Annotated in this window: 9 protein-coding genes and 1 tRNA gene; 2 read left to right on the forward strand and 8 right to left on the reverse strand. The window is 62.1% G+C overall.

What is annotated here, in order from left to right; genetic code table 11:
* Positions 1-9: 9 nt before the first annotated feature.
* From V1279_RS36630 to rplU, 3 genes are all read right to left on the reverse strand, one after another.
* Positions 10-606: a GNAT family N-acetyltransferase gene (locus V1279_RS36630; protein WP_334445759.1), complete on the reverse strand. Its 597-nt coding sequence runs from the start codon at positions 604-606 to the stop codon at positions 10-12.
* 124 nt (positions 607-730) lie between these two features.
* Complete coding sequence (rpmA, locus tag V1279_RS36635; protein WP_334445761.1) at positions 731-1,000, reverse strand: 50S ribosomal protein L27; 270 nt, start codon at positions 998-1,000, stop codon at positions 731-733.
* A 105-nt stretch (positions 1,001-1,105) separates the two neighbouring features.
* Positions 1,106-1,570 (reverse strand): 50S ribosomal protein L21, encoded by a 465-nt coding sequence (gene rplU / locus V1279_RS36640; protein ID WP_334445763.1) that lies wholly within the window; start codon positions 1,568-1,570, stop codon positions 1,106-1,108.
* A 385-nt stretch (positions 1,571-1,955) separates the two neighbouring features.
* Here rplU and V1279_RS36645 point away from each other — a divergent pair, with 385 nt between their 5' ends.
* A complete protein-coding gene (locus tag V1279_RS36645) occupies positions 1,956-3,056 on the forward strand; it encodes an ROK family protein (RefSeq protein ID WP_334445765.1) in 1,101 nt (366 codons plus the stop codon).
* Positions 3,057-3,362: 306 nt separating this feature from the next.
* Positions 3,363-3,452: transfer RNA gene (locus V1279_RS36650), tRNA-Ser, on the forward strand.
* A 159-nt stretch (positions 3,453-3,611) separates the two neighbouring features.
* Here V1279_RS36650 and V1279_RS36655 read toward each other — a convergent pair.
* The 5 genes from V1279_RS36655 to V1279_RS36675 all read right to left on the reverse strand — a co-directional run bounded on the left by V1279_RS36655 (position 3,612) and on the right by V1279_RS36675 (position 14,607).
* Positions 3,612-8,441 (reverse strand): NAD-glutamate dehydrogenase, encoded by a 4,830-nt coding sequence (locus V1279_RS36655; protein ID WP_334445767.1) that lies wholly within the window; start codon positions 8,439-8,441, stop codon positions 3,612-3,614.
* Positions 8,442-9,268: 827 nt separating this feature from the next.
* Positions 9,269-9,523, reverse strand: a complete 255-nt coding sequence (locus V1279_RS36660) for a class I SAM-dependent methyltransferase (RefSeq protein WP_334432882.1) — start codon at positions 9,521-9,523, stop codon at positions 9,269-9,271.
* 496 nt (positions 9,524-10,019) lie between these two features.
* Positions 10,020-10,691: an RES family NAD+ phosphorylase gene (locus V1279_RS36665; RefSeq protein ID WP_334432885.1), complete on the reverse strand. Its 672-nt coding sequence runs from the start codon at positions 10,689-10,691 to the stop codon at positions 10,020-10,022.
* Positions 10,688-11,215 carry an MbcA/ParS/Xre antitoxin family protein gene (locus tag V1279_RS36670; protein WP_334432888.1) on the reverse strand — a complete coding sequence of 176 codons (528 nt, stop codon included), beginning with the start codon at positions 11,213-11,215 and terminating at the stop codon, positions 10,688-10,690. Before V1279_RS36670 ends, V1279_RS36665 begins: the two co-directional genes overlap by 4 nt.
* A gap of 1,733 nt (positions 11,216-12,948) precedes the next feature.
* On the reverse strand, positions 12,949-14,607 hold the full coding sequence (locus V1279_RS36675) for an FAD-dependent oxidoreductase (protein ID WP_334445769.1): 1,659 nt from the start codon (positions 14,605-14,607) through the stop codon (positions 12,949-12,951).
* Positions 14,608-14,611: the final 4 nt, after the last annotated feature.

Here is a 14,611-nt window from a genome sequence, read left to right on the forward strand (position 1 = left end):
GGCGGCTAGCTACCGCTCTCTCCTCGTCGAACTGCCCCAGTTCTTCAGCGACCACCAGACACCGCGCGTCAGGCGGAAGCGGTCGACCGGGGTCGAGGATCCCAGCGCCTCGAAGCGGTGCAGTTCGACGCCGCTCCACTGGAAGCCGCATTTCTCCAGGATGTTGCGCGACGCCGGGTTGGCGACGCGGGCGCCTGAAATCAGGTGCTCGGCATCGAATTCCTCGAAGAAGAAATCGATCACCGCGCGTGCGGCTTCGGTGCCGAAACCCTGGCCCCAATGCGCGACGCCGAGCCAGTAGCCGAGTTCCGGCGCGTCCGGCTCGCTGCGGTCGATGCCGACCATGCCGATGGCCGAATAGTTCTGCTCGATCAGAAACACGGTGTTATCGGTGGATGTCGCGCGCACGAATTCGACCGCGTGGTCCTGCAGATAGGGATGCGGCAGGCGGCGGGTGTTTTCCGCAATGCGGCGATCGTTGGCGAGATGCGCAATCGCTTTTACGTCCGCGAGCGTCGGCCGGCGCAGCGTCAGCCGTTCGGTCTCGAGGACGCAGCTACTCGGTTCACGCAACGTCGAGGTCGGGATCGGAATGTCCTGCAACATGTCGGGCTCCAGAATGCGAGTATGCGCAAAATGAAAAGGGGAGGCCGGTTTCCCGCCTCCCCTTGGAGCCCTTTTCGACTCCGCCGGTTCAACAGGACCCGGCGGACTCAGATGTGTCCACCGTCTATTCGGCCGCCTCCACCATCGGAACTACCGATACGAAAGTGCGGCCATTGGCTTTTGCACGGAACTCGACATGACCTTCGATCTTGGCGAAGAGAGTATGGTCGGTGCCCATGCCGACATTAAGGCCGGGATGCCAGGTGGTGCCGCGCTGACGCGCGATAATGTTGCCGGGAATCACGTGCTCGCCGCCATAAGCCTTGATGCCCAGGCGCTTGCCCGCTGAATCGCGCCCGTTTCGCGATGAACCGCCTGCTTTTTTGTGAGCCATGGCCCGTCTCCGACTTCGCTAGTATTTAGATCAATTCCTTGACGGAATCATTTCACTTTTTGTCGCGCTTCAACTTTTCGCCGAAGCGCATCACTTTTTGTCGCGCTAGCCCTTCGCGGCGGCCTTCTTTGCGGCGGGCTTTGCCGCAGTCTTTTTCGCAGGCGCCTTCTTCCTGGCGGCCTTCGGCTCCTCGTCGCCCTCGGCGGCGGGTGCCACAACCTTTTCCCTCTTCGGCCGCGGGCCGATCGAAGGTTTGGCGTTATCGGTCAGGACCTCGGTGATGCGAAGCACCGTGATCTCGTCGCGATAGCCGCGCTTGCGGCGCGAATTCTTGCGGCGACGCTTCTTGAACGCGATCACCTTGGGGCCGCGCTTGTGATCCAGCACTTCGGCCGCAACGGAAGCGCCTGCCACCGTCGGCGTGCCCAGCACCGGCGTGTCACCGCCGACCACCAGAACTTCACCAAGCTGCACGATCGTGCCGACATCGCCGGCGATCTTGCCTATCTCGAGCACATCATCCGGAACGACGCGGTATTGCCTGCCGCCGGTTTTGATGACTGCGAACATCGTTTTTTTCCTTCGTGTTCGATCCCGGCCTCGGACATATTCCCAACAGGGCTGCCCGGGTCGGCTTTTTGGTCAGTCGTTATGGGTACGATTTTCGCGCGGCCAAGGGCGAGCCCCCATAGAACAAGGGCGAGCCCCTTAAGAATTCGCGCAAAAACAAGCGGCGCGAGAAATCCCGCGCCGGATGCGGGGACTTATAGCCGCAGAACGCCGTGAGTCAAGGCAAAGAGCCCCAAAAACCGGCCAAAAATGAAGGATTTGGGTCGAAAAGGGCGAATAGGGACACGCCCATCGCTATTCGCCATTCGCTACTCGCCACTCCCCCATGAAACCAATGGGTTCCCCGCCCGTTGTCACCAGCGAGATCCGGCAGGGGCTTGGGCGCATGGCAGAAGACACCATAACGACCACGGGCATCGCCCGCCACGGCGCCACCCGGCTGCCGTCGGTCGAGGTCGACAGCTTCAATGTCGAACTGAAGGACGACGAAGGCTTCCTCGGCGACCGCGCGAGCAAGGGAGCCTTCCGCGAGATCCTGGACGGCTTACGCAAGCCGCTCAGGAAAAACGGCGACGATCCCTTGGGTAAAAAGTCTGCCGGCGAGATTCCCAAGGACGATCTCGACCAGGCGCTGGTCGGCGACGATGTCGGCGCCGCAGCCTTGGTGCATGGCGCAATCGAAGAGTTTGCCCAGGAGCTGGCCTATGTGACGCGGCGGTTCCTGAAAACCAAGGCGTGGGCGGATACCGAGCGCATCGTGGTCGGCGGTGGCTTCAGGCAGAGCCGGGTCGGCGAGATCGCCATCGCCCGCACCGACATCATCCTCAAGGCCGAGGACTTCGAGGTCGATCTGGTGCCGATCCGCTTTCATCCCGATGACGCCGGCCTGATCGGCACGCTGCACCTGGCGCCGTCATGGATCTTCGAGGGCCATGACAGCATCCTTGCGGTGGATATCGGCGGCACCAACATCCGCTGCGGCGTGGTGGAGACGCGCTGGAAAAAGGCGCCCGATCTTTCCAAGGCTGACGTCTGGAAGTCCGAACTGTGGCGGCACGCCGATGAAGAGCCGACGCGTGAAGGCGCGGTGAAGCGGCTGGTCAAGATGTTGAAGGATCTGATCGCGGCCACGGAGGCCGAAGGCCTGAAGCTCGCGCCCTTCATCGGCATCGCCTGTCCCGGCGTGATCAACGAGGACGGTTCGATCGAAAAGGGCGCGCAGAACCTGCCGGGCAATTGGGAGAGCAGCAAGTTCAACCTGCCGGCCAGCCTGGTGGAGGCGATCCCGCAGATCGGCGATCACGACACCGCCGTACTGATGCACAATGACGGCGTGGTGCAGGGCCTCTCCGAAGTTCCCTTCATGCAGGACGTCGAGCATTGGGGCGTATTGACCATCGGCACCGGCCTCGGCAATGCGCGCTTCACCAACCGCCGGAAAGAGAATGGCAGGGACGACAAGAAGACGAAAAAGGGCAGGGATTAACGCCGTCCCGCGCGGGTAAGGTTGACTGGTTAGGTTAAAACCGGGTTCGCGTTGCCGTTTCGCTCGGCCTTGCTACCGTCATTTCGTCGCTCCGGCTGGCCGGCGAAGCCGCACTTCCCGGCCGGAATTTCAAAGCAGCGGCACGGGACCGTCAGTTTTTTGTCGCGTCTGGCGGTCCCACCCCTTTTCCGAAAGCCGTTCCGGCCCGTTTTGGCGCGAATTTCTCCGCCCCGCGCCTTGTCTGCCCCGTCTTCCTCGCCTAGAACTCGCCCCGACCGCGGGCCGAATCTGCCCGTCATGGCGCCTGGAGAGGTGGCAGAGTGGTCGAATGCACCGCACTCGAAATGCGGCATAGGTGCAAGCCTATCGGGGGTTCGAATCCCTCCCTCTCCGCCAGCTGATCGTTTGCGATGCGCCAATCAATCATCGCCGTTGCTGCGCTTCTAGCTAGTGGCCTACGGGACCCTTGCCACAACGTCGGGCCGATTTTTCTCGAGCCAGGCCACGGCTTCGGGTGCAGTCGCTCGCCGCATACTCAACGAGGCCAAGCGTTCCTCAGGCTTTGACCAAGTCCCCCAGCAGGTTCGCCGCTACCGTCAACTTGGCGAGCGTCAGGCCGCTAGCAGCAATCTCCTCGACCGAGCGGCGGATGCGCGTCGCTTCGGGGTGAGCCGCGAGCCAGGTCTCGACGGCCTGCTGGCCGGACTGGCCGGTTGCCATCATATCTGCGGCCAGTCTTCTTTCGGCGCCGCCGATCTGTTCAACGGCGCGATCGATGGCCATACGTTCGAAATGATCGTTTGCCGGCACGCTGCGCGCGGCAGCGATGATGCGGTCGAGACGGAAATTCGCCTCGGCGGCGAAGAAGGTCGCGGCGGCTTCGCCGATAGGGCGGGTGGTGCGTTCGGAAACCGTCACGATGTCGGGGGCCGAGATCAGAGCGTCGAGATCGGCGAGCTCGCCGGCGAGGCCGGCCGGGACACCGGCGTCGCTGAGTTCGTGCCGCCGCTTGCCGCGCGCGGCCTGCAAGTCCGGCGGCAGGGTTGTATCGAGCCCGGCAACGATCTGGCGGATAGCAGGACCGAAGCGCGCGACGACGGCCTCCAACCCGTCCTTGAAGTCGACATTGCGCACGTACCAGACCATGCGGGAGAGCAGGAGGTCCTGCACAGAAGCGTAGAGGGATAGCTGCACCTGCCCGTCAATGCAGGTATCGAGTGCATCGATCGCGTCATTGAGCCACTTCAGTCCGTAGCATTCATCGACCGCCACGTAGGCCATGACGATGGTCGGGATATCGGCGTCCGTGTCGTCGATCAGGCGCACGACACAGGCGGGGCCGCCGCGGTTGATCACCGCATTGGCGAGGCTAGTCGCGATGATCTCCCGCCGCAGGCGATGGAATTCGACCGCTGTCGGGAATTTGTCCTGAACTTCGCGCGGAAAATATTGGGATAGTTCGCGAGCAAGATAGGGATCATTGGGTACGCTGGTGACGAGCAGGTCATCGTAGAGGGTCAACTTGGCGTAGGCGAGCAACACGGCAAGCTCGGGTCGCGTCAGGAACTGGCCGCGCCGGGTGCGCTCGGTGAGCGCTGCGTCGTCGGGCAAGAACTCCACCGCGCGGCTGAGCAAGCCGCGCTGCTCGAGCGACTGCATCAGGCGGGTGAGGAAGCCGGTCTCGGCCATCCGCTTGCGCTCGGCGAGCGAGAGCGCCAGCGTCTGCAGATAGTTGTTGCGCAGCACCAGCGTGCCGACCTGGTCGGTCATCGCGGCAAGCAGGCTGTTGCGGTCAGTGCGGCTGAGGCGTCCTTCGCGCTCGAGGCGCGCCATCGCGATCTTGATATTCACCTCGACGTCGGACGTGTTCACGCCAGCAGAATTGTCGATGGCGTCGGTGTTGAGCTTGACGCCCTTCTGCGCTGCTTCGATGCGGCCGCGCTGGGTAACGCCGAGATTGGCGCCTTCGCCGATTACCCGGGCGCGTACGTCGCCGCCCGTGACGCGGATCGGATCGTTGGCGCGGTCGCCGACCTGATCGTCGCTTTCCGCGGAGGAGCGAACATAGGTGCCGATGCCGCCAAACCACAAGAGGTCCGCGCGCGCCTTCAGGATCGCCGTCATCACCTCGGAAGGCGTGGCTTGCGGCTTGTCGAGATCGAGCAGGGTGCGCACTTCCGGAGCGAGCGGGATCGCCTTGAGTTGGCGCGAGAACACGCCGCCGCCCTGCGAGACCAGCGACTTGTTGTAGTCCTGCCAGCTCGATCGCGGCAGGTCGAACAGGCGCTTGCGCTCGGCAAAGCTGGTCGAAGGATCAGGCGAGGGGTCGATGAAGATGTCGCGATGATCGAAAGCCGCCACAAGCTTTGTCGCCGGCGAGAGCAGCATGCCATTGCCGAAAACGTCGCCGGACATGTCGCCCACGCCGACCGCGGTGAAGGGCATGGTCTGGATGTCGGTGCCGAACTCGCGGAAGTGACGCTTGACCGCCTCCCAGGCGCCGCGCGCCGTGATCCCCATCTTCTTGTGGTCGTAGCCCTGGCTGCCGCCGGAAGCGAAGGCATCGCCGAGCCAATGGTTCTTCTCAGCCGAGATCGCGTTGGCGGTATCGGAGAAGGTGGCGGTGCCCTTGTCGGCTGCGACGACGAGGTAAGGGTCGTCGCCGTCGTGGCGCACGGTCGATTCGGGCGGCACAACAATGTCGCCGTCGAGATTGTCGGTGAGTTCGAGCAGCGAGCGAATGAAGATGCGATAGGCTTCGGTGCCTTCCGCGAGCCAGGCGTCGCGATTGGAAAGCTGCGGCAGGCGTTTGGGAACGAACCCGCCCTTGGCGCCGACCGGTACGATCACGGCGTTCTTGACCTGCTGCGCTTTCACCAGGCCGAGGATCTCGGTGCGGAAATCCTGCGGTCGGTCGGACCAGCGCAAGCCACCGCGCGCAACCTTGCCGAAGCGCAGGTGAATACCTTCGACACGAGGTGAATAGACGAAGATCTCGTAGAGAGGTCGTGGAGCGGGCAGGTCGTCGATCCGGCGCGCGTCGAACTTGAAGGAGATCACCGGACGCGGGTGTCCATCCTCGCCGATCTGCCACAGATTGGTGCGAATGGTTGCCTGCACCAGATTGGTGAAGCGGCGCAGGATGCGGTCTTCATCGAGCGAGGCGACGGATTTGAGTTGCTCCTCGATCTCGGCAAGGAGGGCCGCCTCGCGCGCCGAGCGCTCGGCATCCGTTGAGGTGAAGCGTGGATCGAAGCGGGTCTGGAACAGCGCGACGAGGCTGGCCGTGATCGCGGCGTTCTTGCGCAACGTCTCCCACATATAGTCCTGGGTAAATGGAGCGCGGATCTGGTGCAGGTAGCGCGACAGCGCCCGGATGGCCGAGACTTCCCGCCAGCCCAGGGCGGTGCGCAGGATCAGGGCGTTATATCCATCGGATTCGGCGCGATCGCGGACCACCGCCATGATCGAGGCTTCCAGGCGATGGCTGAATTCCGGACTGATCGCAATCGGCTGGCCGTCGCTGGTCTCGATCGTCATGTCGTGGAGCCAGACCGGCAGAGGTGCCGGCGTGGCGCGGGGCGCGATCTGATAGGTGCGTTCATTGACCACGCGCAGGCCGTGATTTTCGATCACGGGCACGCGATAGGATAGTGACAGGGGGGCGCCGTGCGAGAATACCCTCAGTCCAAAGCGCCGGGGATCGCCCTCGCTTTCGTCGCGGTGAACCGAAATCGCCACCGCACGCATTGGCGTGAGCTTTTCGATGGTGGCGATATCGGTGATCGCCTGTTCCGCGCCGAATACTTCGGTATAGCCGCCGCTAAAGGCCTGGGCGTATCGGTTGGTGAGCATGCGCGCCCGCATGCCATCGGTCGACGCAGTGAGCGCGGCCTTCAGCCTGTCGGCCCAGGTGGCGGCAATGGCGCTGATCCCGGCTTCGAGCGTGGCGCGCTCGACGACGGGAGTTTTACCTTCGTAGCGCCCGATAATGTAGTGAACGCGCGCAAGCGCCCCTTCAGGGAATGATACGTAGGAGGCGGCCAAGGTACCCTTGTAGGTCTGCGCCAGGAAGGCACCGACGCGTGTGCGGACGTCGGTGTCGTATTTCTCGCGCGGAATGAAGGTGAGGATGGACACGAAGCGATCGAACTTGTCCACCCGCGCCAGCGCCCGGACGCGGGGGCGCTCGTAGAGGATTAGGATCTCAATGACGAAATTGTTGAGAGTGTCGATGTCGATCTGGAACAGTTCGTCACGCGGATATTCTTCGAGAATATGCATGAGCGCTTTGCCGGAGTGGCCGCTCGGGTCGAAGCCCGCGCGCTGGAGCACCCCCGAAACCTTGTGGCGGACATAAGGGATCTGTCGTACCGAGCGGGTATAAGCGCCTGACGTGAAAAGGCCGACGACGCGTAACTCGCCCTCGAGCTGGCCGTCGGGCGTATAGAGCTTGATGCCCACATAATCCATCCGGATGCGGCGATGGACGCGGCTGGAGACATTGGCCTTGATGACGATCAGCAGAGTCGGCTCGCGCATGAAGTCGCGAATTTCCGGCGTCATCACCACCATTTCGCTGCCGCGGCGCAGGACCTTCACGTCGGGATCGCGCAAGATGCCGAGGCCTTCGCCAGTTGTAATGTCGCGGGACGCATCGCTGTCGGGCGAGAAGCGATATTCGCGCACGCCGAGGAAAGTGAAATTGTCCGCGCAGAGCCATTGCAGGAACTGGTTGGCTTCGGCGACCTCGTCGATCGGTAGCGGCGGAGGATTGGAAGAGAAAGTCTTGATCGCTTCCTCGACACGGTCACGCATGGCGCGCCAGTCGGTGACGCAGGCGCGGACGTCGTTCAACGTCCCGGTGAGGCCGTCGATCAGCTTCTGGCGATCGGCATCGGCGTCCAGGCGGGTGATGTGGAGGTGAATCAGGCTTTCGCGCGTGCCCTTTGCTCCCTCGGGCAGTGCTTCGCCGTAAAAGCGCAGCAGCTTGCCCTGGTCATCGCGCTCCACGGCGATGATCGGGTGCGCGACGAGGATGACTTCGATGCCCTGCTCGGCGAGCTCCGCCATGGTGGAATCGAATAAGAAAGGCATGTCGTCGTTGAGAATTTCGAGCACGGAAATCTCGCGCCCGTCCGGCATCATCGGATTGACGACGCGGATATCGGCGCTGCCTGCCGTGCGCCGCTGCACGTGTTCCCAGGCTTGTTCCGCCAGGAGGGCAAGCGAGGCGGCATCGTAATTGGCAAGGTCCTCAGTATTGGTGTAGCCGAACAAAGGCTCGGCAAAGGCCCGGGGGCTCTTGCCCGGCTGAACGTTGCCCGCTGCATCCCGGATCAGAGTTGCCCGGGCTTTGTCGTCACGCGCCATAATGTCCTCCATTTGCCGCGCCGTCCGACCGCAGTCTGCGATCGTCAGCTTGATTCTGGAGTGCATCTCTTCGAGCGCCATTGCCTTGACCGCGTTCGCGAAATCCTCGGTCTCGAAGCTTCGACAGCTCCCGACGACAATACTACGATCCCAGAGCGAAAGGCGGCGCTGTCATGAGGCGTGCTGAAATGTCCTACAACAGCGCGTGAGGCTGAAGTCGGCGCCGACGATCGTCGAACTATCGCGGCCAGGAAAAATCACAAGCAATTTCAATTGTGTATGAGTTCGTAATTTTATTCTGAACGGCGCGCCACAAAATCAAAGACTTGATGAGCTGTCCGATGTGGGTATCCAGTTAGTGTCTAGTGTCCTGAATCTGAAGTTCAGCGGACTCCAAATCGACTCGAAGATTGCGGACTCTCCTTATTTTGGGGGGAGGATTGGTCATGGGTCGACGGTTTGCTTCGCTGGAGCTGGATGAAGTGGAACGTGCCGAGTTGACGTCGCTGGCATCGCGCCGAAGCACGGCGCAGGGCTTGGCGCTGCGGCCGTCAGCGGCCCGGCGATGGGCTGGCCATGCAGTTAATGGGGATGGAAGCGTCCGCTCAAATCGTTGTCGTGCGGCACCTCACAATCGATTCCGGGAAAACTCGCAGGCCGCCTGCGATATCCGGAAATCGTCGACCGATCGGCAACGTGCGCGATCTTAGCCCATAGCATCTCTGATGTCGGCCAGCGGTACCAGCCGGGCCGCGCCCAGCGCACGGTAGGACGTACCGCGGGGCGAACGGCAGGACGAACGACGCGCGTTCCCGCTCCATGAAATTTGGGCCGCACCATCAGGCGCGGGGCCTTTCCCCGCCGACAAGCGTGACCTTGCCGAAGGCCAAGCGAAACTGACCAATCGTGCGCGCATTCTCGAAGCCCGCCGCCGTCAAGTCACCGACCAACATTCCTTCGCCGGGTCCGCCGAAATGTCCGCCGACGAAATCCGCGATCCGCAACGCTCCGCCGGGCGCCAGCGCCGCATGCATGGAAGCCAGCGTCTCGGCCTGCATCTCGCGCGGCATATGGTGGAAGGCAAGCGAGGACACCAGCTTTGTCGCGCGCGCGGCGCCTATGAGTTTCGCGGTCTCGTTGCCGAATCCGCGATAAAAGGTGACGCCGATTCCCTGCGAGCCGCCTTCTTCTGCGCGCGCCCCAGGGCGTTAGGATCGGGATCGACGCCGACGACCTGCGCGCCTGCGGCACCTGTTCCTTCGCCATGATCGCAAGCGTGCCGGTACCGCAGCCGACATCGACAACGATGTCGCCGGGCTCGAGGTCCAGCGACTTGAGAATTTCGCCGCGCCAGCGCCGCTCGCGTGTCAGCAGAGCGATCATCGGGTCATAAAGCGGCAGCAGCCAGCGGCGCCCCGCCGCTGGAATAAAGTCGTGGTGTGCGACCGCCATCATAGAGCTCCTCACGGTTCTTCCTCCCAAGGGATGAACCTTCAATTTAGTAGCGTCCGATAGGCCAGCAAGCGGTGCGAAAACCGTATGCTAACGGCCATTCGCCGGGCGCGACGGTGCCGGCGGTCAGCAGTTTGATCAAAGCGACAGCTTGCGGACGTCGATCGTACGCGATGTTGCCAGGATCGTGATTTCGAAATGATCCGTCTGTACGATGTCCGTGATATTGCGGGGGCGGTGCGCGACAACGTTGACACCGGTCCGACGCCGCAGGCTGTCATAGAGCAGTCCCGCGCCGCCTGACGCGCGAACCTCCTCGCCAAGCTTCTGCGAGGCGCCATAGCGGTCGCTTGCGTATACGTCGGGGCGCCTGGTCTGCTGGCCTCGGATGTCGAGATAGTCGCCTAACAGAGTTGCGGCATACGCCCTGTAGGTCCGGGTCATCGTGGTTACATTGCGGGCGACCGTCTCGCGCCGCAGGTGATGACCGACCTCGGCAGCTGCTGTCCGGATATCGTCGGCTGCGTACCAGGCCCCGAGCTCGGGACCATTGAATCGCATCCCACCAGGCGCAACGTGTAGAAAAGCCGCCATGACGATGCTGGCGTTGGGGACGCCATACACCCATTCTGCCTGCGGTAGTCGGGCGATACGCTCAGCGACAAGCCGATCGTTGGTCCAGCCGACCAGCTCCATTACGGCCGCAAGATCAGCTGCGGTTGCAACGGTATCAAACAGACCGACGGGAGGGAACTGCGACGGGATCAGACGATAGGCGGGCCGTGGCGAGGGTGCGAAAGCGTCCGTCACCGGAAGACAATTTCCGCGTCGTCGTAAGGCGCGAACGCCTCGTCAATGGTGTTCGGCTGCATGTAGAGACCGCCTCGCGCGCCGTCGAGGAAACGGCGCACCGAGAGCAATCCATCCTGGGAGCCGCTGGTCACCAAGTCGACGGGCGGCCGCCCGCCGAACACGACAGCGTTGTGCGGGGTTCGCAACCACTCGACGCCAAGCTGCTCCGTCGGAAACAGAACTCCGAGAGCCTGATGGATGCCGAGCACCGCCGAGATGCGTGTGAGCACATCAACGTCGAGGGTGAAAGCGCCGTGCTCGCGAGCTTGCTTGCACCAGTTGTGGTACGTGGATCGAGAGGGATAGCCGAGGATCAGGAGACGCTGCTCTTCGGTCAATCCCCATAGATCCGCAATGGCCAGGAAAGTCCGCAAAGCGGGAGCGCTGAGCCGCCTTCGATTGGCCGGGGCAAAGCGTGAATTGTCGAGGCGCTGAGGCCCATTTGCCGCTTCAGACGGGCGTCTTTTGGGATTGCTCGACATGGGTGCACCTTGTGTTAGATATAGACATAGTCCAAATCTAGACAAAATGCAACTCCCCGTCTGGAGGAATGGATGGGGATTCAGGTCGTTGACCTCCGTTCTGCGGATCCTGCCAAGGGTGCTAGAATAGGTGCAGGCGCTGTAAGTCAGCGCGAGTCTCAAGGGGCGTCGCTCGGAGCAAAATTCCCGATCCGATACCCGCGCCGCCGACGCCACAAGCGCCGGCGCAACCGCAACTCGCCGGACATCCGACGGATACGCCTTGCCAGCTCGTCGGCCTCGATATCGACGGCGGCCGACGCCAGGCGATACCCGCCTATCATGCCAATGACATCTGTGGCCGAGATTGCCGGCCGCGCGCCATCTGGCTCACGCGGAACTGACGGGCAGCCGATTGTCCATCTGGTCGCTGCGTCGACGCAGACCGCGCGGTATGCCGAGCTCTGCGGCTGGATGACGATCATGCAGTCCCGATTAGCAGCGTAGGGCACGCGGAAGCTCAAGTAAGAGACGGTCATCGCTGGTCCTGTCCGCAGGCAAAGCTGCGCCGTTCGCAGACGAGTTGGCCTGCGAGAATTATTTCCTGAGATGGGGCGAAGGTCTAAGTTTCAGTGAGACTACCCGCAGCGCTCTTAAGGCGCGCGAGCGGGGTATGGATGGTGTGCTCGTGCTTCAATTGATAGCGCGAATGCTTGAAAAGTCGCTTCGAGAGATCTCTAAAATTGGATGCAACGCGGAGTTTAATGGCCACCGCAACGACAATTGTCATATAGATGGCCGCGGCAACACATCCGCCAGCTCCTCGTGCCTCTTTTCGGCGACCTTGTTGGCCCCGTCGTGTGGGATCGCCGACCGGCGCCGCAATGTTCGCCGTAGAGGTTAACGCCGGGCTGGTGGCAGGGTCGGCGGCACTGGCCGCTTTGGGCCCGGACAGTTTAAGCCATGCCTTGAGTTACTGCGCGGGCGATGCGAATTGCTGAAGTCGGGGCTCCGCGTCGAGCTCTGTAGATCTCTTGCGAGCTTGACGCCGCCGATGCCACACAAATCGCCGACAGCACAGTGCCACGAAGGCCCGATCTCGCTTTTTCACGTCATCCCCGACGGGATTTCGTTTTTTCGGCTATTCGGAATTTCGTGTTGAAACATCCAGGCCTCAGTCAGATCCAGTTCTCGGCTCTGACCCCCGGCATACGGTCGGTCGGCTGTACGATGCGTGCGCTTGCATCGGAACTGCCGCCGGCGGGAAACCCAACGACGAGGCGGATCGCACGTTCGGGGTAGGCGCCCGCAGCCGTACCACTCCCAACTGTTGTCCACTGGCACGCGAGCACGATTGCTATCACGGCTCTTGAAGCGCTTCTCATGATCCCTCCCGGTGTTTCTTGTGAGGCCCGCGCACCAGCCAACAGATTTGGATTTCTAGGGATGCCGGCCGGTATTGTCGGTGCACTGGTAGCAATTGCAGATCGTCATTGTGCCGGCAGCCAGGACGAGTGGAAATGCTTGATGCTCCAACCCTGGTCGCCTTGGTCACGAGGAAGGTGAGCTGGCAGGATCGTCAATAGAACGAACGCCAACAGCAATTTTCTCATGATCGTTCGCCTCGCGCTGTGGGTTGACACCCACACACACGCCTCAGATCATCTTGCAGAATCCTGACGCTTCGGGTTAGCCACAAAATACTCTTGAATTGATAAGGTCGCCTTATGACTCCAGCAATGCGGTTAGCCAATCTACTTTGCGGATCCCGCGCCACGGACGATATCCACGAGCCGACCGGGATCGGCTGAGGTGCCATTTCCCCGCCAAGCGACATGCTGGTCTGGCCGGACCAATATGAGGTCGTACGCAAACAACTCCGTCGCTTCAGGGCTGGATACATCAAGTACCGTCAACGGGACGCAGGCAGCCGCTGCGGCATTTGTCAGGCTGGATACCTCTATGTCCGGGTCGAGTCGCAGCAGCGTATAGTACGGTCCTATCGCGTCATAAATCGAACGTCGATCTGCGAGCCAGATGTGGGGTAGGCGGGCGCCCGGAACTGTCGATGGCGTGAACTCCCCCATCGTATAAGGGGGCGCAGGTTCACCATCATACACGATGATCGGCGAGCCTTGATAGAAATAGCCGAAATTCAATCCCGCGCAGCAATACTGCTGCACATTGAGGTCATAAGTCGTCTTGCCAAGCGCGGCGCGATAGGCGTCGGCCTCCGGTCCCTCTGCCTCGATTTCGTCGCTTACGGATTTTCGCGCCTTGGTCATTGCATGCGCATGGTCCATCGCGAAATGCGAAACCTGATCGGTGATCGGCAGGCGCTCGGCGGCATAGGCTGCTAAAAGTCCCTCCGCGCCCCAGCCTTCGAGCCGCGCCGCCAGTAGCCACGCCAGGTTGGCGGCGTCGGCAATGCCGGCATTCATGCCGTAGCCGGCATAGGGCACCCAGAGATGACAGGCATCGCCGCAGATGAACACCTTGTCGTCGCGCACCTTGTCGGCGATCAGGCGGCGCCCGACCCAGTCTTCCTTGCTGATTAGTTCGTATTCGAAATCCTGGTCGACGCCGAGCACGGTGCGGATCGCGGCGTCGCGGTCGACGGCCTCAAAGTCCGTTATTCCCGGCTTGAGATAGACATGAACCAGCCAGTTCTGCTTGCCGTCGATAGCGTAGACGTTGCCGGATTGCCGCGCATTCAGTGCGAAAGATGCCCATGCCGGAGTGCCACCTTGCTCCAGCAGCAATCCGAGCAACTTCGGCGCGCGAATGTAACTCGACTGAACATACTGTAACGCAACGTCGCCGCTCAGCGTCGCGCCGATTTTCTTGCGCACCAGCGAGCGGCCGCCGTCGCAGCCGATCAGGAATCTACAGGAGATATTGATCTCCTTGCCGTTCGCGGTAGCGAAGCCAGTAACTCGTTCGGCGCCTTGCGTAAAATCGACCAGTGTCGTGCCGTTGAAAATGCGCGCGCTCGGCATCGCCGACAAATGGGCGAACAACACCGGTTCGAGATAGATCTGGTTGATCCGGTGCGGCGGCTCCGGCGTCGGCCACCAGGTATCAGGGCCGTCCTTGGCCGTGTAGCGCTCGGCACGGCACGGAATTTTGATACGCGTGATTTCGCGGCCAAGAAACGCGGTACGATAGACCACGTCGTTGGGATAATCCGCCGGCAATCCGGCGTTGCGCACCTTTTGCGCGACGCCGAGCCGGCGGAAGATTTCCATCGAGCGCGCCGAGACGTGGTTCGATTTGACGCTGGGCGGCTCGCCTCGCGCGCGGGATTCCAGCACGATGACGTCGACGCCGCGCCAGGCCAGATCCATTGCCAAAGTCAGCCCGACCGGACCTGCGCCAACCACCACGACGTCAGCCTGCAGGTGCTCGGCCATTTCC

The organism is Bradyrhizobium sp. AZCC 1610 (assembly GCF_036924515.1).
Taxonomy (GTDB): Bacteria; Pseudomonadota; Alphaproteobacteria; order Rhizobiales; family Xanthobacteraceae; genus Bradyrhizobium.

What these genes read in the sequence shown, in the direction of transcription:
- V1279_RS36675 (WP_334445769.1), bottom strand. Translation starts at nt 14,607, where the DNA reads ATGGCCGAGCACCTGCAGGCTGACGTCGTGGTGGTTGGCGCAGGTCCG.
- rpmA (WP_334445761.1), bottom strand. Translation starts at nt 1,000, where the DNA reads ATGGCTCACAAAAAAGCAGGCGGTTCATCGCGAAACGGGCGCGATTCA.
- V1279_RS36630 (WP_334445759.1), bottom strand. Translation starts at nt 606, where the DNA reads ATGTTGCAGGACATTCCGATCCCGACCTCGACGTTGCGTGAACCGAGT.
- V1279_RS36670 (WP_334432888.1), bottom strand. Translation starts at nt 11,215, where the DNA reads ATGTCGAGCAATCCCAAAAGACGCCCGTCTGAAGCGGCAAATGGGCCT.
- V1279_RS36645 (WP_334445765.1), top strand. Translation starts at nt 1,956, where the DNA reads ATGGCAGAAGACACCATAACGACCACGGGCATCGCCCGCCACGGCGCC.
- V1279_RS36655 (WP_334445767.1), bottom strand. Translation starts at nt 8,441, where the DNA reads ATGGAGGACATTATGGCGCGTGACGACAAAGCCCGGGCAACTCTGATC.
- rplU (WP_334445763.1), bottom strand. Translation starts at nt 1,570, where the DNA reads ATGTTCGCAGTCATCAAAACCGGCGGCAGGCAATACCGCGTCGTTCCG.